Here is a 23,245-nt window from a genome sequence, read left to right as displayed (position 1 = left end):
TCCGCGTTCAAAGATGTGCAATAGAGTCGTGCGCATGGGAGTGGTCAAGGAATGCGGCACCGCACGTGATCGTTGACCATGGGAGTACCACCCGACGACTTAAGGATCGAGAGCTCGTGAGCAAGGTCCCCCCGATCATCCTGAACAACGGCGTCAAGATGCCGCAGCTCGGTTTCGGCGTCTGGCAGGTCCCGGACGACGAGGCCCAGGCGGCCGTCGCGACGGCGCTGGAGGCCGGGTACCGCAGCATCGACACCGCGGCCATCTACGGCAACGAAGAGGGCACCGGCAAGGCCATCGCCGCTTCCGGCATCGCCCGCGAGGAACTCTTCGTCACGACGAAGCTCTGGAACACCGACCAGGGCCACGACTCCACGCTGCGGGCCTTCGACACGTCCCTGGACAAGCTCGGCCTCGAATACGTGGACCTGTACCTGATCCACTGGCCGCTGCCGTCCAAGGGCCTCGCCGTGGACACGTACAAGGCCTTCGAGAAGATCCAGGCCGACGGCCGCGCGAAGTCCATCGGCGTCTCGAACTTCCTGCCCGAGCACCTGGAGCAGCTTCTCGCCGAGACGTCGGTCGTCCCGGCGGTCAACCAGATCGAGCTCCACCCGCACCTCCAGCAGCACGCCTCCCGCGAGTTCCACGCGGAACAGGGCATCGCCACGGAGGCCTGGTCCCCGCTCGGCCAGGGCAAGGGCCTCCTGGAGGTCCCGGCGATCATCGCCATCGCCCAGAAGCACGGCCGCACACCGGCCCAGGTGGTCCTGCGCTGGCACATCCAGCTGGGCAACGTCGTGATCCCCAAGTCCGTGACCCCGTCCCGGATCAAGGAGAACATCGACGTCTTCACCTTCGAACTGGACCCGGAGGACATGGCGGCGATCAGCGCCCTGAACGAGGACAGGCGCCTGGGGCCGGACCCGGCCACGTTCGACGCGGCCTAGTCAGCGGACTTCCCGAAGGGCGTCGCTTCCCGGTGCATCGGGGAGCGACGCCCTTCGTCTGTTTCTGCCCGGCTAACCCTTGACCCCCACATGCACCGTCTGCGCCGACAGCAGAAAGAGGTCGGGCCTGTGGTGCAGGCTCTGTTCGTCGGTTGCGTCCAGGAGGCGGTCGACCGTGGTCAGGTCTTCGGGGGTCAGGGTGTCCTCGTGCATGTCGCGGCGGCGGGAGAACTCGGAGATGATCTGGGCGCGGGCCGCTTCGGAGACGGGGGCCGGCAGGTCCAGGAGGAACGTGCGGGTTCCCGCGTGGCGCAGGCCCGCCTCCTTGAGGAGCGTGGGCCAGTCCTCCGTGACCGCCTTCGCGCCCGGCAGGTCGGCGCGCATCCGCGTGAACCACTCGTCGTCCGCAAGGTCGAAGCGGGTCTGCAGGCCCGGCCGGCCGATGCCGATGTCGCGGGGCAGGCAGCGCTGGTTCAGGCCGCCCTCCAGGAGTGCGATCGCGCCGCCCGGCGCGAGGCGGTCGGCAAGGGCGGACAGTGCGCTCTCCTGATCTCCCACGTGGTGCAGGGCCCGGCCGATCCAGAGGAGGTCCGCGAGCGGCAACTCGCCGATGCCCGAAGGGAGTTCCGCTTGCCGGGTGCTGAATCGGTCTGTCAGGTTCTCCCTGGTTGCCCGCTCCCGAGCGCGCTCCAGGAGGGGCTCCGCCGGGTCCACCGCGATGACGTCCGCCTTGGGGAAGATCTCCGCGAGGAGGAAGGAGATGGACCCCGAGCCGCTGCCGACGTCCGCGATCAGGGACGGCTCCGGCTGCCATGTGCGCAGCCACGCGGCGATCTCGCGGTTCTGCGGGGCGGCGAGCTCCGCGTTCCGTTCCAGCATCGGGCCCATCGTGGCCCAGTCGATGTCCCCGTGGTGGTGACCGTGCTTGTGGTCGTGGGCGTGACCGTGGTCTGGCTTGGGGTGGTGAGCCATCTCTTGCTGCCGCCTTCGCGTCCGGTGAGTGGGGGCCGAGCCGTCTCCAGACTGCGTCGCCGACCCCCTCCTGGCCACTCACCTTGCGGTTTCGGCAAACGAGGAGGGCTGGCGGAAGGAGGCGAGCGTGAACCTCGGGTCCGGGCGCGGCGCATCCTGGTCCGGCAGGGACGCGAGGCCCTCCGCGAGCCGCGCGGCCAAAGGGCTGTCGGGCGGGACCCGGGTGAACCAGCCCCGGCCGAGGTCCTCGATCGTGGAGCGAGGCGTGCGGCCCTGGCCGTGGCCCCGGAAACGCGCCCCGCCGGCCGGCTTGAGGCCCTGTGCCGCCGCGTACGCCTCGACTGCCTGGGCGTGGTCGACCGCGGGGCCCACCGGGCGCAGGGCAAGGACGGCGTCGATGTCGCTGCCCACGTCGTGCGCGGCGGCCTTGTCGACGGTCGTGACGAACACGCCGCCCGGCCGCAGCACACGGGCGCACTCGGCGACCACCGCCGCCGCCTCGTCCGCTCCGGAGAGGAGATGGAGCAGCCATATCGCGCTCACCGCGTCGAACGCGGCGTCGGGGAAAGGGAGTTGACGGCTGTCGCCCAGGACGATGGCGCCCGGCAGTCGGCCCGACGCCATGCGCGCCATGTTGTGCGCCGAGTCCACCCCGGTCACCCGCAGGCCCGTACCCGCGAGGCTCCGGGTGACCAGGCCCGTGCCGCAGGCGACGTCCAGGAGGGTGCGGGTGTCCGGCGGCAGCAGGCCACGGACCGCGGCGGCGGCGGCGTCGGCGCGCGGTTCACCGCCCCGCGAGGCGTCGTAGCGCTCGGCTTCCTTGCCGTAGTCCAGCATCCGCGCCTAGACCGCCCCGTGCCCGACGGCCATCTCTTCGACGCGGCCGGCCAGGTCGAAGTCGAGCGTGGTGAGAGCGCCGCCCACGCTGTGCGTGTTCACGGACAGGGTGACCGTGTTGTAGCCCAGGGTCAGCTCGGAGTGGTGGTTGAGCTCCTCCTGGATCTGGGCGATGTGCACGACCATCGCGGTCGCGGCGAAGTGTGAGCCGAGCCGGAAAAAGCGGGTGATCTTGTCGCCTGCGAGCGACCAGCCGGGCAGCTCCGCGAGACGCTCCTCGACATCCTTCTGTGACAGCGGTTCGAGTGACATGGCCGCCGCCCCTTCCCGTGCGTACGGACGTGTTCCCCTCAGCCTGCCACACCACCTCCCGCACGGCCCTGGGCGAGCCACCGGGCGGCAGGGAGTCTTCGACTACTGTCTGGGTATGACAACTGCCGTGGTCAGCAAGGAGAATACCGTCGGTCCGCTGCTGCGCGGCTGGCGCGAGCGGCGCAAGGTGAGCCAACTGGAGCTGGCGCTGCGCGCCGATTCCTCGGCGCGGCACATCAGCTTCATCGAGACCGGCAGGTCCCGCCCGAGCGAGGAGATCGTGCTGCGCCTCGCCGAGCACCTCGACGTACCCGTGCGGGACCGCAACTCGCTTCTCCTGGCGGCCGGTTACGCACCCCGCTTCCGGGAGACCCCGCTGGACGACCCCTCGATGGGCGCCCTGCGCGAGGGCCTCGAACAGCTCCTGCGCGGCTACGAGCCCTACCCCGCCCTGGTCGTCGACGCGGCGTACGACGTGGTCGCCGCGAACCGAGGCATCGCGATGATCCTCGACGGCGTCCCGGAGCACCTCCTGCGACCGCCGCTGAACGCCATGCGGCTCACGCTCCACCCGGAGGGCCTCGCCCCCAAGATCCGCAATCTGCGTGAGTGGCGTGGGCACCTGCTGCATCAGATGGAGCGGCAGATCGCGTTGCAGCGTTCGGACGCGCTGCGCGCGGTGTACGAGGAGGTGGCGGCGTACCCCGTGGAGGACCCCGGTGTCGACGTGGTCGATGCCGACGGTCCACAGAGCGGCGTCCCGTACTTCGCGCTGCCGTTGCGCATCGAGCACGACGGGCATCTGCTGTCCTTCGTGTCGTCGATCTCGACCTTCAACACGCCCATGGACGTGACGGTCGCCGAACTGGCCATCGAGACGCTGCTCCCGGCCGATCCGGCGACGGTCAAGTACCTCCAGTCGGGCACCTAGGCCACGCCTATGCCCTCGCCCTCAGGGACCGCAGCGCCGCGTACTGCAGGGCGGCGAAACCCCCGACGGTCAGCGCCTGGAGCGGGATCCACACGGCGCCCGCGGTGGTGGGCGAGAGCCAGGCGATCAGGGCGACGACGCTGAGCACCGCCCAGGCCGCGTTCGCCTCGATCACCACCTGGACGGCGGGCGTGGGCGGGCTCTTGCGGGACGCGAGGTAGCCGACGCCCGCGCCGTACAGCGTGAGGAAGACGCCGAGGGCGAGCAGGAGCCCCGCGTCGACGCCGAGGAAGCGGCCGAGCGGGCCCGAGGCGGCCGCGTACGCGATGCCGTTCCCGCCGGTCACGACCGCGTCGAGGGCGAGAAAGCGGCGCAGCATCGTCGTCGCGTCGTTCGTGCGGGCCAGTGCGGTGAGCGGGTTCGCGGAGTACGTCGACATGAGGTGCTGCCTCCAGGCTGCGGTAGGGAGAGGGGGCCGGAGCCGGTCCGGAGTGCGCCGGACCGGCTCCGGTGAGACCACCCTGCCGGGACCCCGGCCGAGGGTCGATTACCTCGGAGGTAAGCGCCGCTGCCCCGGGCATCCCCGCAACCCGTACGGCGGTCGCCGCCGTGTGCCCCCGTCGCCCCGCGCCTAAATTCGTTGAAAGGCAGACCTAGGGAGCTCAAGGGTGACAGAGACGACCGAGCCCGGCGCCGCGCTGCTGCGCGCGGGGAAGTTCTTCCGCCGCGGCACCGCCACCCCCGACCTGCACAGCATCGGACTCGTCGGCGGCCGGGACGCGGACGCCTTCTACCGGGACCGGTGGAGCCACGACAAGGTCGTGAACTCGACGCACGGCGTGAACTGCACGGGCTCCTGCCGCTGGAAGGTGTACGTCAAGGACGGCATCATCACCTGGGAGACCCAGCAGACGGACTACCCCTCCGTGGGCCCCGACCGGCCGGAGTACGAGCCGCGCGGCTGCCCGCGCGGCGCCGCGTTCTCCTGGTACACGTACTCGCCGACCCGCGTGCGCTACCCGTACCTGCGGGGCGTGCTCCTGGAGATGTACCGCGAGGCCAAGTCACGGCTGCGGGACCCGGTCCTGGCCTGGTCGGACATCCAGGGGGATCCGGAGCGGCGCCGGAGGTACCAGCAGGCGCGCGGCAAGGGCGGCCTCGTGCGGGCGACCTGGGACGAGGCCGTGGAGATCATCGCGGCGGCGCACGTCCACACCATCAAGACGTACGGCCCCGACCGGGTCGCGGGCTTCTCCCCCATCCCCGCGATGTCGATGGTGTCGCACGCGGCGGGCGCCCGCTTCATGTCGCTGATCGGCGCGCCCATGCTGTCCTTCTACGACTGGTACGCGGACCTGCCGGTCGCCTCGCCGCAGGTCTTCGGCGACCAGACCGACGTACCGGAGTCGGGTGACTGGTGGGACGCGGCGTATCTGATGATGTGGGGCTCGAACGTCCCGGTGACGCGGACGCCGGACGCGCACTGGATGGCCGAGGCGCGCTACCGCGGCCAGAAGGTCGTGGCCGTGTCCCCGGACTACGCGGACAACACGAAGTTCGCCGACGAGTGGCTGCACCCGCACCCCGGCACGGACGGTGCCCTGGCCATCGCGATGGGCCACGTCATCCTCAAGGAGTTCTTCGTCGACCGGCAGACGGACTTCTTCACGGACTACGTGCGCAAGTTCACCGACCTGCCGTTCCTGGTGACGCTGACGGAGCGCGACGGCGCGTACGTCCCCTCGAAGTTCCTGCGTGCCACCGACCTCGGGCAGAGCGGTGAGGGCGGTGACTGGAAGACGGCCGTCCTGGACGAGAACACCGGGCAGCCCGCCGTCCCGAACGGCTCGCTCGGCTTCCGCTGGACCGAGTCCGGCAAGGGCAAGTGGAATCTGGAGCTCGGCAACATCAAGCCGCAGCTCTCCCTGCACGGCTCCGATGTGGCGACGGGCGTCGAGGTGCTGCTCCCCCGCTTCGACACCGAGGGCGGCACGCACGGCCAGGGGCGCGGCGAGGTCGTCCGCCGCGGGGTTCCGGCGACGCGGCTCGGCGGGCAGGACGGCCCCCTGGTCACGACGGTCTTCGACCTGCTGCTCGCGCAGTACGGCGTCGGGCGCGAGGGCCTGCCGGGCGAGTGGCCTTCTTCGTACGAGGACGCCGGCGCGCCCGGCACCCCGGGCTGGCAGGAGGCGCACACCTCGGTCCCCGCCGCGAAGGCGGTGAAGATCGCGCGGGAGTTCGCGCAGACCGCCGAGAAGTCACGCGGGCGCTGCATGATCCTGATGGGCGCCGGGACCAACCACTGGTTCCACTCCGAGACGATCTACCGCGCCTTCCTCGCCCTTCTCCAGCTGACCGGCTGCCAGGGCCGCAACGGCGGCGGCTGGGCGCACTACGTGGGGCAGGAGAAGTGCCGCCCCGCGACCGGCTGGGCGACCCTCGCAAGCGCCAACGACTGGAGCAGGCCGCCGCGGCAGATGATCGGCGCCGCGTACTGGTTCCTGAACACCGACCAGTGGCGCTACGACAAGTTCGCGGCGGACGTGCTCGCCTCGCCGCTCGGCGTGGGCCGGTTCGCGGGGATGACGGGCGCCGACTGCCTGGCCCTGTCGGCGCGCACCGGCTGGATGCCCTCCTATCCGACCTTCGATCGCAACTCCCTTGATCTGGGCGAGACTTCAGATGACCCAGTGCGCAATGTCGTGGACGAATTGAAGGCAGGCACCCTCAACTTCGCCTGTGAAGACCCGGACGCCCCGGAGAACTGGCCGCGCGTCCTGACCCTGTGGCGCGCCAATCTGCTCGGCTCGTCGGCCAAGGGCGCGGAGTACTTCACCAAGCACCTGCTCGGCACGCACTCCTCGCTGCGGGCGGAGGAGGCGGCGCCCGACGAGCGGCCCTCGACGGTGACGTGGCGCGACGAAGCTCCCGAGGGCAAGCTCGACCTGCTGGTCTCGCTTGACTTCCGCCAGACGTCGTCGACGCTGCTCTCGGACGTGGTGCTGCCCGCGGCCACCTGGTACGAGAAGCACGACCTGTCCTCCACGGACATGCACCCCTACGTCCACTCCTTCACCCCGGCGGTCGACCCGCCCTGGCAGGCCCGCACCGACTTCGACGCGTTCAAGGCGATCGCGGACCGGCTCAGCGAGCTGTCCGTGGACCATCTCGGCGTACGCAAGGACGTCGTCGCCACCGCGCTCCAGCACGACACCCCCGGCGAGACGGCGCAGCCCGGCGGCGTCGTCCTGGACTGGCGCAAGGGCGAGTGCGAGGCCATCCCGGGCAAGACGATGCCGGGTCTGACGGTGGTGGAGCGGGACTACACCGCGATCGGCGCGAAGTTCGCGGCGCTCGGCCCGCTCGCCGAGAACCTGGGCCTGCCCGCGAAGGGCATCGCGCTGCGGCCCGACCAGGAGGTCGACGAGCTGCGCGAACGCAACGGCGTCGTACGCGGCGGTCCCGCCGACGGACGCCCCGCCATGGACACGGCGGTGAAGGCGGCGAACACCATCCTCGCCCTGTCCGGAACGACCAACGGCCGCCTGGCCACGCAGGGCTTCCACACCCTGGAGGAGCGCACGGGGCAGGAGATGGCGCATCTGGCCGCCGAGCACGAGGGCAAGCGCATCACGTACGCCGACACACAGGCCGCGCCCGTCCCCGTGATCACCTCGCCCGAGTGGTCGGGCAGCGAGTCGGGCGGGCGGCGCTACACGGCGTTCACGCTCAACACCGAGCACCTCAAGCCCTGGCACACGCTCACCGGGCGCCAGCACTTCTTCCTCGACCACGACTGGATCCACGAGCTGGGCGAGGCGATGCCCGTCTACCGGCCGCCCCTGGACATGAACCGCCTGTTCGGCGAGCCACGGCTCGGCCCGGACGGCGAGAAGGAGGTGACCGTCCGCTACCTCACCCCGCACAACAAGTGGTCCATCCACTCCGAGTACCAGGACAACCTCTTCATGCTGTCGCTCTCCCGGGGCGGCCAGTGCATCTGGATGTCACCGCAGGACGCGGAGGCGGTCGGCGTGAAGGACAACGACTGGATCGAGGCGGTCAACCGCAACGGCGTCGTGGTGGCGCGCGCGGTCGTCTCGCACCGGATGCCGGCCGGCACGGTCTACATGCACCACGCGCAGGAGCGCACGGTCAACGTCCCCAAGTCGGAGACCACCGGCAAGCGCGGCGGCATCCACAACTCCCTGACCCGCCTCATCCTCAAGCCGTCCCATCTCATCGGCGGCTACGCCCAGTTGTCGTGGGCCTTCAACTACCTGGGCCCGACGGGGAACCAGCGCGACGAGGTGACGGTCATCCGCCGCCGCTCGCAGAAGGTGGAGTACTGACACATGCGCGTCATGGCACAGATCGCGATGGTCATGAACCTCGACAAGTGCATCGGCTGCCACACCTGCTCCGTCACCTGCAAGCAGGCGTGGACCAACCGGGACGGCATGGAGTACGTCTGGTTCAACAACGTGGAGACCCGCCCCGGCCAGGGCTATCCGCGCCGCTACGAGGACCAGGAGAAGTGGCGCGGCGGCTGGGAGCTGAACAAGAAGGGCGCCCTGAAGCTCAAGAACGGCGGCCGGATCAAGGCTCTCCTGGAGATCTTCTCCAACCCCAAGCTGCCGGAGATCAAGGACTACTACGAGCCCTGGACGTACGAGTACAAGAACCTCACCGACGCCCCGCTCGGCGACGACTACCCGGTGGCCGAGCCGCGCTCGCTGATCAGCGGCAAGCCCATGAAGATCGAGTGGTCGTCGAACTGGGACGACAACCTGGGCGGCGCCACCGAGTACGGCGACCTCGACCCGATGGTCGCCAAGACCCGCGAGAAGGCCGCCGAGAAGGTGAAGTTCGCCTTCGAGCAGACCTTCATGTTCTACCTCCCGAGAATCTGCGAACACTGCCTCAACCCGGCGTGCGTGGCGTCGTGCCCCTCCGGCGCGATGTACAAGCGCGAGGAGGACGGCATCGTCCTGGTCGACCAGGACCACTGCCGCGGCTGGCGCAAGTGCGTGACGGGCTGCCCGTACAAGAAGGTGTACTTCAACCACCGCACCGGCAAGGCCGAGAAGTGCACGATGTGCTACCCGCGCCTGGAGGTGGGCCTGCCCACGGTCTGCTCGGAGACGTGCGTGGGACGCCTGCGGTATCTGGGCGTGATCCTGTACGACGCCGACAAGGTGACGGAAGCCGCGTCCGTGCAGGACGACAAGGCCCTGTACGCAGCCCAGTTGGGAGTCTTCCTCGACCCTGAGGACCCCGAGGTGCGGCGCGAGGCGGAGAAGGCCGGGATCGAATACGACTGGATCGAAGCCGCACGCCGCTCCCCCGTGCACGCGCTGATCAGCACGTACAAGGTGGCGCTCCCGCTGCATCCGGAGTACCGCACGATGCCGATGGTCTGGTACATCCCGCCGCTCTCCCCGGTCGTGGACGCGCTGAGCGAGACCGGGCACGACGGCGAGGACCTGGACAACCTCTTCGGCGCGATCGACACCCTGCGCATCCCGCTCGAATACCTCGCGGAGATCTTCACGGCCGGTGACGTGGGCCCGGTGCGGGCCTCGCTGGAGAAGCTCGCGGCGATGCGGGCGCACATGCGGGCCATCAACCTCGGTGACCGGCCCGACAGTTCGGTGGCCGAGGCCGTGGGCATGTCGGGCCAGGAGATCGAGGAGATGTACCGCCTCCTCGCCATCGCCAAGTACGAGGACCGCTACGTCATCCCGACCGCGGCGGTCGGTGACGCGCAGCGTCTGGAGGAGTCGGCGCTGCCCGACTCGTGCAGCCTCGACTTCGAGGGCGGGCCGGGGGCGGGCGGGGACGGTCCGTTCGGCCAGGACTCGGGCCGCAAGCAGCTGCCGCTGGTGACCATCGAGAACTTCCACACCCTGCGGGACCGGCAGACCGCCGACGAGCAGCCCTCCGCGACCGAGAAGGACACCCTGTGAGCGACCACGCCGTGCTCTACCAGGCCGCCGCACACTGCCTGGCCTACCCGGACGAGGATTTCCACGGCCTGCTTCCCCAACTGACTGCTGCCGCACCGAAGTTGAACGGCTTCCTGACGCACGCGGCGACAACCGACCCTTCCGAACTGGCCGCGCACTACGTCCAGGTCTTCGACTTCAAGAACCGCCACAGCCTCTACCTGAGCTGGTGGCGCGACGGTGACACGCGCCGGCGCGGGATGGCCCTGGTCCGCTTCAAGGAGGTCTACCGGGAGCACGGCCTGGAGTTCACGGGCGAGGAGCTGCCGGACTTCCTGCCCGCGGTCCTGGAGTTCTCCGCGCACGCGGGCCCTGTCCTCCTGGAGGAACACCGGCCGGGCCTTGAACTGCTGCGGCTCGCCCTCACCGACTTCGGCACGCCCTACGCGTCGGTCCTCCGGGCGGTCTGCGCGACGCTGCCCGGCCCCTCGCCGAAGGACCGGGCCGAGGCGCAGGCGCTGGCCAGGTCGGGGCCCCCGCGGGAGGACGTCGGCCTTGAACCCTTCGCACTGATCGGGGAGCACTGATGAGAACGCTGCTGTGGGGCGTCATCCCGTACGTGGCCTTCGTCCTCCTCGTGGCGGGCCTCCTGTGGCGCTATCGCTACGACAAGTTCGGCTGGACGACGCGCTCTTCGCAGGTGTACGAGTCGAAGCTGCTCAACATCGCGTCACCGATGTTCCACTACGGGATCCTGTTCGTGCTCGTCGGGCACCTGGTGGGCCTCTTCGTGCCGGAGTCGTGGACGGAGAAGGTGGGCGTGAGCGAGCACACGTACCACCTGTTCTCGCTGTACGGCGGCACGGCGGCGGGCATCCTGCTGGTGCTCGGCATCCTGCTGCTGCTCTACCGGCGGCGCACGAACGCGCCGGTGTTCCGGGCGACGACCGCCAACGACAAGCTGATGTATCTCGTGCTGTTCGCGGCGATCGTGCTCGGCATGGTGGCCAAGCTGACGCACGCGTCGGGCGAGGGCTACAACTACCGCGAGTCGATGGCGCCCTGGGCCCGCAGCCTGTTCACCCTCCAGCCGGACACGGACCGGATGGCGGCGGTGCCGGTCATGTACCAGATCCACGCGGTGGTCGGCATGGCGCTGTTCGCGCTGATCCCGTTCACGCGGCTCGTGCACATGTTCAGCGCGCCGCTGCAGTACCTGTTCCGGCCGTACGTGGTGTACCGCAGCAAGGACCCCCGCCGGGTGGGACCGCGTCCGGAGCGGCGGGGGTGGGAGAAGACGGGGTCCTAGCGGGGCTGTTGCCCCTCGGCTCCCTTCCCCTGCTCCCCCGGCTTCTCGTCGTCCACGATTTCCGCGTCGACCACGCCCTCGTCGGGGGCGGCGCCCGGAGCCGTCTGGTCCTGGGCGCCCTCGCCGGAGCTCTCGTACATGGCCTGGCCCATCCGCTGGCTCACCGAGGCCAGTTTCTCCGCGCCCGCGCGCAGCGCCGCCGTGTCGTCGGCCTTGTCCTTCAGGAGGCCCTTCAGCTCCGTGGCCGCCGCCTCCACCTCGGTCCTGGTGGCCGCGGGGATGCGCTCCTCGTTCTCCCGCAGGAACCGCTCGGTCTGGTAGACGAGCTGCTCCGCCTGGTTGCGGGTCTCGGCGGCGTCGCGCCGCTTGCGGTCCTCCTCCGCGTGCTCCTCGGCCTCCCGCACCATGCGGTTGATGTCGTCCTTGGGCAGCGCGGAGCCGCCCGTCACCGTCATGCGCTGCTCGCGCCCCGTCGCCTCGTCCTTGGCGGACACGTGCATGATTCCGTTGGCGTCGATGTCGAAGGTGACCTCGATCTTGGGCACGCCGCGCGGCGCCGGGGGCAGTCCCGTCAGGTCGAAGACGCCGAGCTTCTTGTTGTACGCGGCGATCTCCCGCTCGCCCTGGAAGACCTGGATGCCGACCGACGGCTGGTTGTCCTCGGCGGTCGAGAAGGTCTCCGAACGCCGGGTGGGGATGGTCGTGTTGCGTTCGATGAGCTTGGTCATGATGCCGCCCTTGGTCTCGATCCCGAGGGACAGCGGCGTCACGTCCAGGAGCAGGACGTCCTTGACGTCCCCCCTGATCACACCGGCCTGGAGCGCCGCGCCGAGCGCCACCACCTCGTCCGGGTTGACCCCCTTGTGCGGCTCGCTCCCGGTGAGTTCCTTGACGAGTTCCGTCACCGCGGGCATGCGCGTCGAACCGCCCACGAGGATCACGTGGTCGACGGCCGAGAGCTTGATGCCCGCGTCCTTGACCGCCTGGTGGAAGGGGCCGCGGCAGCGTTCGAGGAGGTCCGCCGTCAGCTCCTGGAACTGGGCGCGGGTCAGCTTCTCCGCCAGGTGCAGGGGGCCGTCCGCCGAGGCCGTCACGTACGGCAGGTTGATGTCGGTCTCGCTCGACGACGACAGCTCGATCTTCGCCTTCTCGGCGCCCTCGCGCAGGCGTTGCAGCGCCATCTTGTCCTTGCCGAGGTCCACGCCGTGGGCGTTCTTGAACTGCCGCACCAGGTACTCCACGATGCGCTGGTCCCAGTCGTCACCGCCCAGCTGCGTGTCGCCGTTGGTGGCCTTCACCTCGATGACGCCGTCGCCCATCTCCAGGAGCGACACGTCGAAGGTGCCGCCGCCGAGGTCGAAGACGAGGACCGTCTGGTCGTCACCCTTGTCGAGGCCGTAGGCCAGGGCGGCGGCGGTGGGTTCGTTGATGATGCGGAGCACGTTCAGGCCCGCGATCTCGCCGGCCTCCTTGGTGGCCTGGCGCTGGGTGTCGTCGAAGTAGGCGGGCACGGTGACGACCGCGTCCGTGACGTCCTCGCCCAGATAGGACTCGGCGTCACGCTTGAGCTTCTGCAGGACGCGGGCGGAGAGCTCCTGCGCGGTGTACCGGGTGCCGTCCACGGAGCCGCCCTCCGGGAAGCGCCAACTGCCGTCACCCATATGGCGTTTGACGGAGCGTGCGGTGCGCTCCACGTTCGTCACCGCCTGCCGCTTGGCCACTTCTCCGACGAGCACGTCGCCGTTCTTGGCGAAGGCGATGACCGAAGGTGTGGTGCGCGCTCCCTCCGCGTTGGCGACGACCGTGGGATCACCGCCCTCCAGGACGGCCACCACCGAGTTCGTCGTACCGAGGTCGATCCCGACTGCACGTGCCATGTCCAGTCCCCTTCAACGCGAGCCCGTTTCCCGGCGTACTTCGACCTCCATCACAAAACTTGAGCGGCTTGTTGTCAATGCCGCACATGACTGTGCCGCCGCCCCGAGAGGGACGGCGGCACGGTCCGCAGAGCGTCAGGCGAGCTTCGCCGTCAGCGTGATCGTCGTGCCCGTCAGCGCCTGGCTCACCGGGCAGTTCGCCTTGGCGTCCTCGGCGGCGGCGGTGAACGCCGCCTCGTCGATGCCCTCCACCGTGCCCTCGACGGTGAGGTGGATGCCGGTGATGCCGGTGCCCGGCTGGAAGGTCACGTCGGCGGACGTCACCAGGCGGGTCGGCGGGGTGCCCGCCTTGGCCAGGCCGTTGGAGAAGGCCATGGAGAAGCAGCTGGAGTGCGCGGCGGCGATCAGCTCCTCCGGGCTGGTCTTGCCGTTGGCCTGCTCGGCGCGGGACGGCCAGGACACGGCCTGCTCGCCGATCCCGGAGGAGTCGAAGGTGACGGTGCCGGAGCCCTCCAGCAGGTTGCCTTCCCAGACCGTGTGCGCGGAGCGCGTGGTAGCCACGATGTACTTCCCTTCAGTGCGGTTCCGGGATGCGTTCCGGAACTTCCGTGCGCCCATCCGATCACACCCGGACGCGGCGCACGCGCAGGACCGCCCCTCTCCACCGGGGCTCCTGTGACATCAGGACAGCCCCGTTGCGTGGTCGCTATGGCCGAAATGCCAACTGTGCAAGGCGCGTCCGCGGTGACACTTTGAGCCCCCCTCGCCCACGGGACGAGGAGTCCACTCAGGGGGTTTGACCATGCGCATGAACTACTCGGAACGCGGCCCGTCTCCGCTGGAGGGCGCGAAGCCCCAGGCCGCGGGTGACCGTGACTCGACGTTCGGCTGGTGGGGCGCCTTCAGCATCCAGAAGTTCGTCAACCAGTCGCCTCTCTTCCACACGCACGCCGACGCCACCGGGTGGCTGGCGTACCTCCAGCAGTTCTACGACCGCAACTTCTGGTTCGCGGACGGCGGGGCGCAGGTCTGGGCGTACGAGGAGACGTACGACAACTGGCAGGACCGCTACGGCATGGACGCGGTGGTCGCCGTGTACCACTCGGGCCACGGCGGCATGGACAACAACGGCGTGTTCTTCGCGCCGCTCGGCGCGGTCTGGGACGGCCGCAGCGACGCCGTCTCGAACCGGATGGCGCTGGGCAACGAGAAGGTCAACTACATCTTCTGGTCCACCTGCACCTCGTTGCGGGTCCTCGGCGGACACTCCCCGATCCGCACCTGGGCGGGCCCCAACATCGGCTTCCGCATGATCTTCGGGTTCGAGACCGTCAGCATCGACAGCCCGGACTACGGCAAGAAGTTCTGGGAGAAGTGGCGGGCCGGGCAGACGTTCACCGACGCGTGGCTGAACGCGAGCTGGGACATCTACAAGGGCCAGGCGCCCTCGGTGTGCGCGGTCGGTGCCAACCAGGCCGAGGCCACGGCCCGCCTCAACGGCGAGCGCACCCTCTACCGCGAGCACGTGCCGGACAACTGGTACGCGTGGCGCTGGTACAACGCACGTGACAGCCTCCGGGAGCCCCTGACGCAGGCGCCGGGCGCCCCGCAGATCGTGCAGCTGGCGCCGCGCGACCCGGGCGACGAGCTCACCAAGATGGGCCGCATCGCCGACTTCCCGTCGGCGGCGCTGCAAGAGGTGCAGGTCGAGCGGCAGGGCGTGCTCAGCGCCACCTCCGGCGACCGGACCGTCTCCACGGCTCCGCACGCGATCCGGTGGGTCAAGCTCGCCGAGGCCAACCACCGCAACCTGCGGCAGCTGCCCACGGAGCGGGCGGTCGAGGCGGCGCGCGCCTTCGCCGAGCAGTACGCCGACGGCGCCGAACTCGTCGTGGACAGCGTGCACGACCTGATGCAGAACTCCGGGGCGAAGGACGGCTCCGAGCTGGGTGAGCCGGTGTCCCTGGAGACCCATGTGACGTTCCGGCAGGTCTTCGACAGCATCCCGGTCATCACGCCCGACCGCGGTCTCATCCGGGTGGGCCTGGACAACGACGCGACCGTCGTCCAGGCGCAGATCTCCACGCGCGACACCACCGGCACGACGCGTGAGCCGAGCACCGACATCGCGCCGCCGCCCGCGGGCGGCAAGGCCGCGGGCGCCCCGCAGCGGGCACGCGACCCGCGCGAGGCACTCGCCGCCGCCCAGCGCAGGCTGCTCGCCGAGCTGGCCTCCGTCACGGCCGACGAGCAGGGCGGCCGGAGTGCCGCCGCGCAGCGCGAGCCCCAGGTCAGGGACGTGCCGGGCACCTTCGAGGTCGGCTATGAGATCGAGGGCAACGAGGCCTACCCGGCCGCCCGCAAGCTGATCGAGATCGGCTCGCCCGACAGCATGTACACCACCCGCCGCTGGGTGGTCGCACCGCTCGCCAGGTAGTCCGGGAGCGTCAGTGGGTGGCGGTCCGCTCCTTGCGGGCCGCCCTCCACGCGTAGACGAGCACCCCCGCGAAGAGGAACAGGACGCCCTGGTAGACGGCCGCGTATCCGGACCCGGCGACCAGCCACATGGAGAATCCGAACGCGGCGCACGCGAGGACGCCGTCCCGCACCAGGCGGGCGCGGTTGACGCGCTCGCCCTGCCCGGAGACCAGGAAGTAGATCTGCGCGGCGGTGGCGAGGAGGTAGGGCACGGTCGCGGTGAACGTGGTGATCAGGACGAGGGACTCGAAGACGCCGCTCGATCCCGCGGTGTAGTTGTAGACGGTCAGCAGCGAGGCCAGGGTGACGGTGACCAGGACGCCCACGGTCGGCACGCCGCGCTTCTTCCTGGCGAAGGCCTCGGGGAAGAGACCGTCCTTGGCGGCGGCGTACGGCGTCTGGGCGCTCAGCAGGGTCCAGCCGTTGAGGGCGCCGAGGATCGAGACGACTGCCGCGATCGCCACCGCCGTACCTCCCCAGGAGCCGCCGAACATGACGTTGACGGCGTCCGAGAAGGGTGCGGTGGAGCCTACGAGCTTGTCGTGGGCGACGGTGCCGAAGACGGCGAGGGTGCCGAGCAGATAGACGAGGGCGGCGCCGAGGGTGCCGAGGATGGTGGCGCGCCCGACGTTGCGCCGCGGGTCGCGCACCTCACCGGCGCTGACGGCCGCCGATTCCACGCCCAGGTAGGAGAAGAGCAGGATCGCGGCGGAGGCGGAGATCGCACCGGCCGGGCTGTCGTCACTGGCCTGGAAGGGGCCGAGGTTGGCGCTGTCGAAGAAGAAGAGCCCGCCGATCGCGACCAGGAGCAGGGGCACGAACTTCAGGACGGTGGCGACGACCTGGACCGCGCCGACGTAGCGGGTGCCCGCGAAGTTCGCGAGCGCGGGCAGGAGTTGCAGGACGAGGGCGGCCAGGCAGGCGGTCCACTTGTGGTCGCCCACCGGTATCAGAACGTCCAGGTAGCCGACGGCGGCGACGGCGAGCGCGGCGTTCGACACCCAGGCGGTGGCCCAGTACGACCAGGCCGCGAGGAAGCCGGCGAAGTCGCCGAACGCGGCGCGGGCGTACACGTACGGTCCGCCGGTGCGCGGGTCGCGGCGCGCGAGCCGCCCGAAGACCAGGGCGAGGGCGATGGCGCCCGCGGTCAGGACGCCGAACGCGACGAGGCTGATGGTCCCGAAGGGGGCGACGGAGGCCGGGAGCAGGAAGATGCCGCCGCCGATGATGTTGCCCATCACGAGGCAGGTGGCGATCGGGAGGCCGAAGCGGCGGGCGTGCCTGCTGCCGCCGTCCTGGTGCTGCTCCGTCCGCTGTTCTTCCTGGTCGGGGGCCGGAGCCGACGGGTTCACGGTTCCGGTGTCGTGCATGGGGTGGTGCCTCTCATCGTGCCGGACGCCCGGGATCGCCGGGGCGAGAGACATGGTCGGGCACGACGGGAACCGTACAAAATCAGCGTGTTTTGTCCTGCACGGCGGGGTCGGCGACCGCAAAAGCTGTCTCGTCCGGGCCGTCGTGCCGGGAATCGTCCACGGCCGCGGGACCCCCTCCCACCTGCGGAACCAGCGGAACCTCCGGCCCCTGGAACTCGCCGAGCCAGCGCCGGAGCACCGCGTGGACGCGCTCGGCGCCGACGAGTTCGTGCCCGTCGTCGAGCGGCGCGGAGAGCACGAGGGGCGACAGGAGGAACGGGGAGGCCTGGGCGCCGCCGAGTCCGCCGTGCGAGCCGATCTGCTCCTCGAAGGCGAGGACTTCGCCGTCCTGCGGGTCGTACCAGGAGTTGACCATGATGTCGGCGGCGTGCGGGAAGCCGTCGGTGCGGCGCACGGCGTCGGCGGCGCCGGGCCCGAAGTCGGCCAGCGGCCCGAGGTCACCGGGGCGCTCGTCGAGGTACACCTCGGCGCCGCGCGCGCCGAGGACGACCGCCCCGCGCTCCTGGCTGTGTACGAGGAGGAAGCCGACGCCCGGGTGGTTGGCGAGGGTGGGCAGGAGCGCCGGGTGGCGCTGGTCGATCTCCTCGCGGGTCATGCGGTGCGGGACGTCGGGGAAGGAGACGAGGCCTAGGTTGCCGGACGCGAGGACGATCGGCTCCGCGCGGCGGGCGGGACGGTGTTCGCCCGCGCCCTCCTCCACGGGGCGGCGCAGTGCGGCGCGGACCGTCGCGCGGGCCTCGGCGCCGCTGTGGGTGCGCTGCGCCTTGCGGGGTACGGGCAGGCCGCAGCCGGCCCGGACGAGGTCGCCGAGGGTGAGGCCGTAGCGGGCGTGGAAGGTCTCGCCTGGGCTCTGGCCGTGGTCGGAGAGGACCACGATGCGGTAGGCGCGGGGGGCGTGTTCGGCGACCTTCGCGATCAGCGCGAGGGACCGGTCGAGCCGCTGGAGCACCTTCTCCACGTCGTGGCCGGTGGGCCCCGAGTGATGGGCCACCTCGTCGTAGGCCACGAGGTCGGCGTAGACCGCGCTGCGCCCGGCGAGCATGTCCCCGATGACCGCGGCGACGACGACATCGCGCTCGACGACGGTCGCGAAGGCGCGGATGAAGGGGTAGAGCCCGCCCCGGGCGACGCGCGGGCGCCGCTTCCTGATCCGGCCCCGGGTCGACTCGCCGATCTCGCGGCCGACCTCGGCGACGAAGGACAGGGCGGTGCGGACGGCGTTGGCGGGGTCGGAGAAGTAGGCGAAGTACCCGGCGCGCGAGCGGTTCTCCTTGCCGCGGCGCGCGGCCATGGAGAGCACCAGGGCGACCTGCTCGGCACCGCCGCTGAAGAGGTTGCCGCGGCTGGCGCCGTCGAGGGTGAGGAGGCCGCCGTCACCGGTGCGCTCGATGGCGCGGCGCTGGAGTTCGACGGCGGAGGCGGGCCGGTTGGAGACCATGACCTCGCCGGTGTCCTTCTCGTACCAGCGGAAGGCGGGGACGTCGTGGTTGGAGCCGTGCAGGATGCCGAGCTGGCTCGCCCCGGTCTGGCTCGACCAGTCGGTGCGCCAGGGGGTGAGGCGGTGGGTCGGGGCGCCCTCCCGCCCGAGCCAGAGCGCGACGGTCGGCATGAGCCCCTTGTCCACGGCGGTGCGCAGGACGTCATGGCCCACCCCGTCGAGCTGGATGAAGACGGTGCCGGGCGGTACGGGACCGGGGCGCCCTTCGGCGAGGCGGCGCCGCTTGCGGTCGGCCAGGCGGTAGAGGCGGCGGCGGTAGGCGTCGTCGTCACGGACGGCGAGGGCACCGCCGGTCGCGGAGGCGACCGCGGACATGACCGCGGCGACGACGACGGCGGTCTCGGGGTTGGCCTCACCGCGGCCGTCGGGGATCAGGCTGAGGGCGAGCAGCAGCAGTGAGCCGTTGAGGGCGAAGGCGAGCAGGCCGAGCACGAGCGCGGGCACGAGCAGCAGGGCCCGCACGAGCAGGGGCCACACCAGCGAGGAGAGCAGGCCGAAGGCGCCGGCGCCCAGGGCGGCCGTGCTGGCGATGCGGGTGGCGCTGTCATCGTCGTCGGCCTGCAGCTGGAAGTCGGGCAGGATGCCGGCGAGCGCCAGCATGGTGAGCGTGCTGACCAGCCATACGGCGACGGATCTCCACAGCGCACTGCCGACCGACCGCCATCGCTCTCGCCCCACGCCGCGCCGCCTCACGTTTCATGACAGATCCGGACACCAGCGTGTCACAGGGTGTACGGCCGGGTGCCGGGGGTCGGTCAGCGGCCGTCGTACCCCGCGGTCGGCATCGAGAGCCGCCGGTGCACACAGGCCTTCATCTGCGCGTCGTACGACGGTTCGGCGAGCCCCGCCGTCTCGATCCGCACCCCGCGCCGCCCGCACTCCGCGGTGAACTCGTCCGGCGAACGCAGCGCGCGGTCGAGCACACGGCGGCTGGGCACGACGAAGAGGTCCACGAGGCCCTCGTCCACGTCGGCCCAGAGCACGGCGTGATCGGCGGGCAGCCCGTGCACGACCAGTTCACGCGTGATGACATACCCCCGGGCGGCGGCCCACCGCGCGCACATCGCGTGCTGGCTGCGGGAGTCCACCAGGAAGGGGTCGGCGTCCAGCTCCTCCAGCGGTATCAGGCTGGCGATCGCGGCGACCCGCAGCACGGTCACGCTTGCGGTGTCCCCCATCGCGTCCCCCTCACCTCTGGCATCCTCACCACGGGCGTCAGCGGAAGACCCTACTCCTGGCCGTAGGCTCGTAAACAGTCGCGCGAAGGAGGAAGAAGGAGCAATGGGAGTGCCGGTGGAGATCACCTGGTGGGGTCACGCCACCTGCACGGTCGAGGACTCGGGGCTCCGGGTGCTCACCGACCCGCTGTTCGCCCGCCGTCTGGCCCATCTGCGCCGGCGCAGGGGCGCGCTCCCGCCGCCCGAGGCGGCCGTCGCCGACGTGGTGCTCCTCTCCCATCTGCACGCCGATCACCTGCATCTTCCGTCCCTCGCACGGATCACCCCGGGGACCCGTGTGCTGTTGCCGCGCGGCGCGCGCCGGCAGGTGCCGGGGCTCGCGCGCCGGCTCTCCCATCTGCGCCTCATCGAGGTCGTGCCGGGTGACGAGGTGCGGATCGGCGATCTGGCCGTACGCGTGGTGACGGCTCGGCACGACGGGCGGCGGCTGCCCGTCGGACCGCATGCCGCGCCCGCTCTGGGCTTCGTGGTGCGGGGTGAGGCGCGGACGTACTTCGCCGGGGACACCGGGCTCTTCGACTCGATGGCCGAGGAGGTCGGGGAGGTCGACGTGGCGCTGCTCCCGGTCGGCGGCTGGGGGCCGTATCTCGGCCATGGTCACCTCGACGCGGGGCGCGCTGCCCTGGCCCTGGCGGAGCTCGCGCCGCGCAGCGCGGTGCCGGTGCACTACGGGACGTACTGGCCGATCGGCATGGACGCCGTGCGGCCCCATGAATTCCACACTCCGGGCGAGGAGTTCGTGCGCCAGGCCGCGCGGATCGCGCCCGATGTGGCGGTGCACCGCCTGGGGCACGGCGAGAGCGTGCGGCCCGAGGTCACCAAGGGAGACCCTCAGTGATCCTCGCCCTGACGGCCCAGGTGACCCCGGGGTCGACGCAGGCCGTCGGCTATCCGTCGTTGTTCCTGCTCATCATGGTCGGCGCGCTGGTGCCCGTGGTGCCCACGGGCGCGCTCGTCAGCTCGGCCGCGGTGGTGGCCTTCCATCAGGAGGCACCCCTGGCGCTGCTCCTGGTGTTCGTGGTGGCGGCGTTGGCCGCGTTCCTGGGTGACATGGCGCTGTACTGGCTCGGCCGGCGCGGCATGCACTCGAAGAACGGCTCGCGCTGGCTCGCGGCGATCCGGGACCGGGCGCCCGAGGAGCGTCTGGCCCAGGCGCAGGCGAAGCTCGCCGACCACGGCGTGCTGGTGCTCGTCCTCTCCCGGCTCGTCCCGGCCGGGCGGATTCCGGTAATGCTGGCCTGCCTGATGGCGAAGATGCCGCTGCGCCAGTTCACCCGCGGGGACATACCGGCGTGCCTCGCCTGGGCCTTCACGTACCAGCTGATCGGCATTCTCGGCGGCTCCCTCTTCAAGGAGCCGTGGCAGGGCGTGCTGGTGGCGGTCGCTCTGACGGTGGCGATCAGCGTGGCGCCGACGGTGTGGCACAAGGTCCGGCGCACGGCGGCCTAGGCCTGTGCTGTCGCGCGGAGGTCGTCGAAGGCGGCGGCCAGCGTGCTCAACGCCTCTTCCACATAGGGGAGTTCGGTCGCGTCCTGTGCGGTGAGGGCCGCCAGGCGTTCCTGTGGGGTCGCGCCGAGCAGGGGGCCGGTGGACAGGCGTACGCGCAGCGCGCCCAGTTCGTCGCCGAAGCGGTGGCCGCCGGGGGCGGGCATGGCGAGGCGTCCGCCGAGGAAGTCCTCCAGGTCCTGCGAGTCGCCGACGCCGCGCGCGGCGAGCGCCGGGCGGAGCGGGCCGAGGTCCACGTAGAGGTGACGGCCCGCCCCCGGCGGGCGGGCGAGCGCGCCCGCGGCGAGCACCGTGCGCTGCGCGGCCGCGGCCACGCGCGCGTGCAGGCGGGTCGCGCGGACGAGGCGGTCGGTGACCTCGTCCGGCTCGCCCAGGGCGTAGGACGCCGCCGCCCCGACCGGCGCCGTGACGCACGCGCCAAGGGCGGTGAGGACGTCCAGGGTGCGGGCCCGCAGCCCCGCGCCCCGCGCTCCGGCCGGGAACCGGGCGACCGCGGCGGGCCAGCCCGGCGGCAGGAAGGCCCCGGAGAGGTCGGTCAGCACCGTCACGCGTCCGGGGTCCATCTCGGCGGGGCTCACCAGCACCGTGTCGTGCGGCCGGTGCAGGGTGTCGCGCCAGGTCTCGTCGCTGACGACGTGCAGCCCCTCGTCCGCCGCCGCCTCCACGGCCTCGTGCAGCACCTCGGGCGGCGGCACGGTGGCGGTGGGGTCGTCGGCGACGGACAGCACGAGGAGGCGTGGGGTGCCGCCCTCGGCGCGGATACGGCGGACGGTCTCCATGAGGGCGAACGGATCGGGGACGCCGCCGCACTCGGCGGGCGTCGGCACGTGGTACACCGCCCGGCCGAGCAGCCGCACCTGCGGCGCCCACCAGGCGGGGCAGGGCCGCGGGAGCAGGACGTCGCCGCCGCCGAGGGCCGCGGTCAGCGCGAGCAGCAGGGGCGCGGCACCGGGTGCCGCGACGACCTGGTCCCGCTCCCCCGCGAGCCCTCGCCGGGCCCAGTAGCCGCTCCCGGCGTCGAGGAGGGCGGGGCTGCCGCCGGGTGGCTCCGCGTGGGCGCGGCCCGCGGCACCCGCGAGCACGGCGGAGAGCTCGGGCAGGACCGGGAGGCCCGGCTCCGGCAGGGGAGGCCCGTACCGGACAGGGCCACGGCCTTCGGGTTCCGTCCGCATGTACCCATCGAAACGCGACGGGGCGTTCTTCGCGCGCGCAGCGGCCTCGGCCGAGTGCTTTCCCGCTACTCCGCCGCCAGGGCCGCCAGCTCCTTCTCCAGGCCCTTGCCCCGCGTCTCCACCACTACGGACGCGACATCGGCCAGCTTGCGGTTCGTGGACTGGGAGATGCGGCGCAGCATCGTGAAGGCCCTGTCCGCGTCGCAGGTCAGGACGTGCATGATGATGCCGCACGCCTGGTCGACGACGGGGCGGGTGCGCAGGGCGGTGCCGAGGTGATCCAGTTCGGTGAGCGCCGCGCGGTAGCGGCGGTCGCGGACCAGGGCCGTCGTGGCGAGGTCGCCGAGCGCCTGGGCGGGACCGTGCCGGACGTCGTCCAGCGCGCCGGGGCGGAAGCTGAACAGGGTCAGGGTGACGGTGAGACCCCCGCACTGGAAGGGGAGCGTAACACTGGAGCGCACGCCGGTGTCGAGCGCCATGGCGCGGTAGACGGGCCACCGCTCGTCCCGCAGCAGGTCACCGGTCTCCACGGGCGCCCCACGCTCCTGCGCCGCCGGTATGGGCCCGTCGCCCGAGCGCAGCTGTACGGAGACGAGTCCGGCGAGGTCGGGGTGGGTCACCGAAGCGGGGTGTTCGCTGCCGCCCGCCGATACGGTGGTGCCCGCGCCGCAGCACGCGGTGGTGCAGCGCACGGCCTGTTCCGCCAGCTCCGAGAGCCTGCGCCCCGGCAGCGCGGACTCGGGACCCGCCAGGTCGAGGTCCGGTTCCGGTACGAGGGACATGG

General features: G+C 71.2%; 20 protein-coding genes. 9 read left to right on the top strand and 11 right to left on the bottom strand.

Annotated features, from left to right (window positions below):
• Positions 1-158: 158 nt before the first annotated feature.
• Positions 159-950, top strand: coding sequence for an aldo/keto reductase (locus ACWFRU_RS11295; protein WP_453685896.1), 792 nt, complete (start codon positions 159-161; stop codon positions 948-950).
• Between the two features lie 72 nt (positions 951-1,022).
• Here ACWFRU_RS11295 and ACWFRU_RS11290 read toward each other — a convergent pair whose 3' ends face one another.
• From ACWFRU_RS11290 to ACWFRU_RS11280, 3 genes are all read right to left on the bottom strand, one after another.
• The gene (locus ACWFRU_RS11290) at positions 1,023-1,922 is read right to left on the bottom strand and encodes a class I SAM-dependent methyltransferase (protein WP_453685845.1); all 900 of its coding nucleotides are present in this window, start codon (positions 1,920-1,922) and stop codon (positions 1,023-1,025) included.
• A 78-nt stretch (positions 1,923-2,000) separates the two neighbouring features.
• Complete coding sequence (locus ACWFRU_RS11285; RefSeq protein WP_453685844.1) at positions 2,001-2,759, bottom strand: class I SAM-dependent methyltransferase; 759 nt, start codon at positions 2,757-2,759, stop codon at positions 2,001-2,003.
• 6 nt (positions 2,760-2,765) lie between these two features.
• Positions 2,766-3,071: a 4a-hydroxytetrahydrobiopterin dehydratase gene (locus tag ACWFRU_RS11280; protein WP_453685843.1), complete on the bottom strand. Its 306-nt coding sequence runs from the start codon at positions 3,069-3,071 to the stop codon at positions 2,766-2,768.
• Positions 3,072-3,186: 115 nt separating this feature from the next.
• Here ACWFRU_RS11280 and ACWFRU_RS11275 point away from each other — a divergent pair, with 115 nt between their 5' ends.
• Entirely contained in the window at positions 3,187-4,002 is an 816-nt protein-coding gene (locus ACWFRU_RS11275) for a helix-turn-helix domain-containing protein (protein ID WP_453685842.1), read from the top strand.
• A gap of 7 nt (positions 4,003-4,009) precedes the next feature.
• On the opposite strand, the gene ACWFRU_RS11270 is transcribed toward ACWFRU_RS11275, so the two are convergent.
• On the bottom strand, positions 4,010-4,441 hold the full coding sequence (locus ACWFRU_RS11270; protein WP_453685841.1) for a hypothetical protein: 432 nt from the start codon (positions 4,439-4,441) through the stop codon (positions 4,010-4,012).
• A 229-nt stretch (positions 4,442-4,670) separates the two neighbouring features.
• On the opposite strand from ACWFRU_RS11270, the gene ACWFRU_RS11265 reads away from it, so the two are divergent.
• Genes ACWFRU_RS11265 through narI form a run of 4 tightly spaced genes read left to right on the top strand, consistent with a single transcriptional unit; the run spans position 4,671 to position 11,259 of the window.
• Entirely contained in the window at positions 4,671-8,354 is a 3,684-nt protein-coding gene (locus ACWFRU_RS11265) for a nitrate reductase subunit alpha (RefSeq protein WP_453685840.1), read from the top strand.
• A 3-nt stretch (positions 8,355-8,357) separates the two neighbouring features.
• The gene (narH, locus tag ACWFRU_RS11260; RefSeq protein WP_453685839.1) at positions 8,358-9,971 is read left to right on the top strand and encodes a nitrate reductase subunit beta; all 1,614 of its coding nucleotides are present in this window, start codon (positions 8,358-8,360) and stop codon (positions 9,969-9,971) included.
• A complete protein-coding gene (gene narJ / locus ACWFRU_RS11255) occupies positions 9,968-10,537 on the top strand; it encodes a nitrate reductase molybdenum cofactor assembly chaperone (protein WP_453685838.1) in 570 nt (189 codons plus the stop codon). Before narH ends, narJ begins: the two co-directional genes overlap by 4 nt.
• Complete coding sequence (gene narI, locus ACWFRU_RS11250) at positions 10,537-11,259, top strand: respiratory nitrate reductase subunit gamma (protein WP_453685837.1); 723 nt, start codon at positions 10,537-10,539, stop codon at positions 11,257-11,259. The genes narJ and narI overlap by 1 nt, the downstream gene beginning before the upstream one ends.
• Here narI and dnaK read toward each other — a convergent pair.
• Entirely contained in the window at positions 11,256-13,136 is a 1,881-nt protein-coding gene (gene dnaK, locus ACWFRU_RS11245; RefSeq protein WP_453685836.1) for a molecular chaperone DnaK, read from the bottom strand. The two genes, narI and dnaK, sit on opposite strands and share 4 nt — an antisense overlap.
• A gap of 135 nt (positions 13,137-13,271) precedes the next feature.
• A complete protein-coding gene (locus ACWFRU_RS11240; RefSeq protein ID WP_451212308.1) occupies positions 13,272-13,697 on the bottom strand; it encodes an OsmC family peroxiredoxin in 426 nt (141 codons plus the stop codon).
• A 247-nt stretch (positions 13,698-13,944) separates the two neighbouring features.
• Between ACWFRU_RS11240 and ACWFRU_RS11235 the strand changes: the two genes are divergently transcribed.
• Positions 13,945-15,573, top strand: coding sequence for a DUF6345 domain-containing protein (locus ACWFRU_RS11235; protein WP_453685835.1), 1,629 nt, complete (start codon positions 13,945-13,947; stop codon positions 15,571-15,573).
• A 10-nt stretch (positions 15,574-15,583) separates the two neighbouring features.
• On the opposite strand, the gene ACWFRU_RS11230 is transcribed toward ACWFRU_RS11235, so the two are convergent.
• The 3 genes from ACWFRU_RS11230 to ACWFRU_RS11220 all read right to left on the bottom strand — a co-directional run bounded on the left by ACWFRU_RS11230 (position 15,584) and on the right by ACWFRU_RS11220 (position 19,723).
• Entirely contained in the window at positions 15,584-16,984 is a 1,401-nt protein-coding gene (locus ACWFRU_RS11230) for an amino acid permease (protein ID WP_453685834.1), read from the bottom strand.
• Positions 16,985-17,066: 82 nt separating this feature from the next.
• A complete protein-coding gene (locus ACWFRU_RS11225; protein ID WP_453685833.1) occupies positions 17,067-19,223 on the bottom strand; it encodes a phage holin family protein in 2,157 nt (718 codons plus the stop codon).
• 77 nt (positions 19,224-19,300) lie between these two features.
• Positions 19,301-19,723 carry a hypothetical protein gene (locus tag ACWFRU_RS11220; RefSeq protein ID WP_453685832.1) on the bottom strand — a complete coding sequence of 141 codons (423 nt, stop codon included), beginning with the start codon at positions 19,721-19,723 and terminating at the stop codon, positions 19,301-19,303.
• 109 nt (positions 19,724-19,832) lie between these two features.
• Between ACWFRU_RS11220 and ACWFRU_RS11215 the strand changes: the two genes are divergently transcribed.
• Together ACWFRU_RS11215 and ACWFRU_RS11210 are read left to right on the top strand one after the other, a co-directional pair.
• Positions 19,833-20,621, top strand: coding sequence for an MBL fold metallo-hydrolase (locus ACWFRU_RS11215; RefSeq protein ID WP_453685895.1), 789 nt, complete (start codon positions 19,833-19,835; stop codon positions 20,619-20,621).
• Complete coding sequence (locus ACWFRU_RS11210) at positions 20,621-21,232, top strand: DedA family protein (protein ID WP_453685894.1); 612 nt, start codon at positions 20,621-20,623, stop codon at positions 21,230-21,232. Before ACWFRU_RS11215 ends, ACWFRU_RS11210 begins: the two co-directional genes overlap by 1 nt.
• Here ACWFRU_RS11210 and ACWFRU_RS11205 read toward each other — a convergent pair.
• Complete coding sequence (locus tag ACWFRU_RS11205; RefSeq protein ID WP_453685831.1) at positions 21,229-22,461, bottom strand: aminotransferase class I/II-fold pyridoxal phosphate-dependent enzyme; 1,233 nt, start codon at positions 22,459-22,461, stop codon at positions 21,229-21,231. The genes ACWFRU_RS11210 and ACWFRU_RS11205 overlap by 4 nt on opposite strands.
• A gap of 65 nt (positions 22,462-22,526) precedes the next feature.
• The gene (locus tag ACWFRU_RS11200; RefSeq protein WP_453685830.1) at positions 22,527-23,243 is read right to left on the bottom strand and encodes an ANTAR domain-containing response regulator; all 717 of its coding nucleotides are present in this window, start codon (positions 23,241-23,243) and stop codon (positions 22,527-22,529) included.
• Positions 23,244-23,245: the final 2 nt, after the last annotated feature.

Source organism: Streptomyces sp. NPDC055099 (genome assembly GCF_053607685.1).
This window is presented reverse-complemented; position numbering and strand designations above follow the sequence as displayed.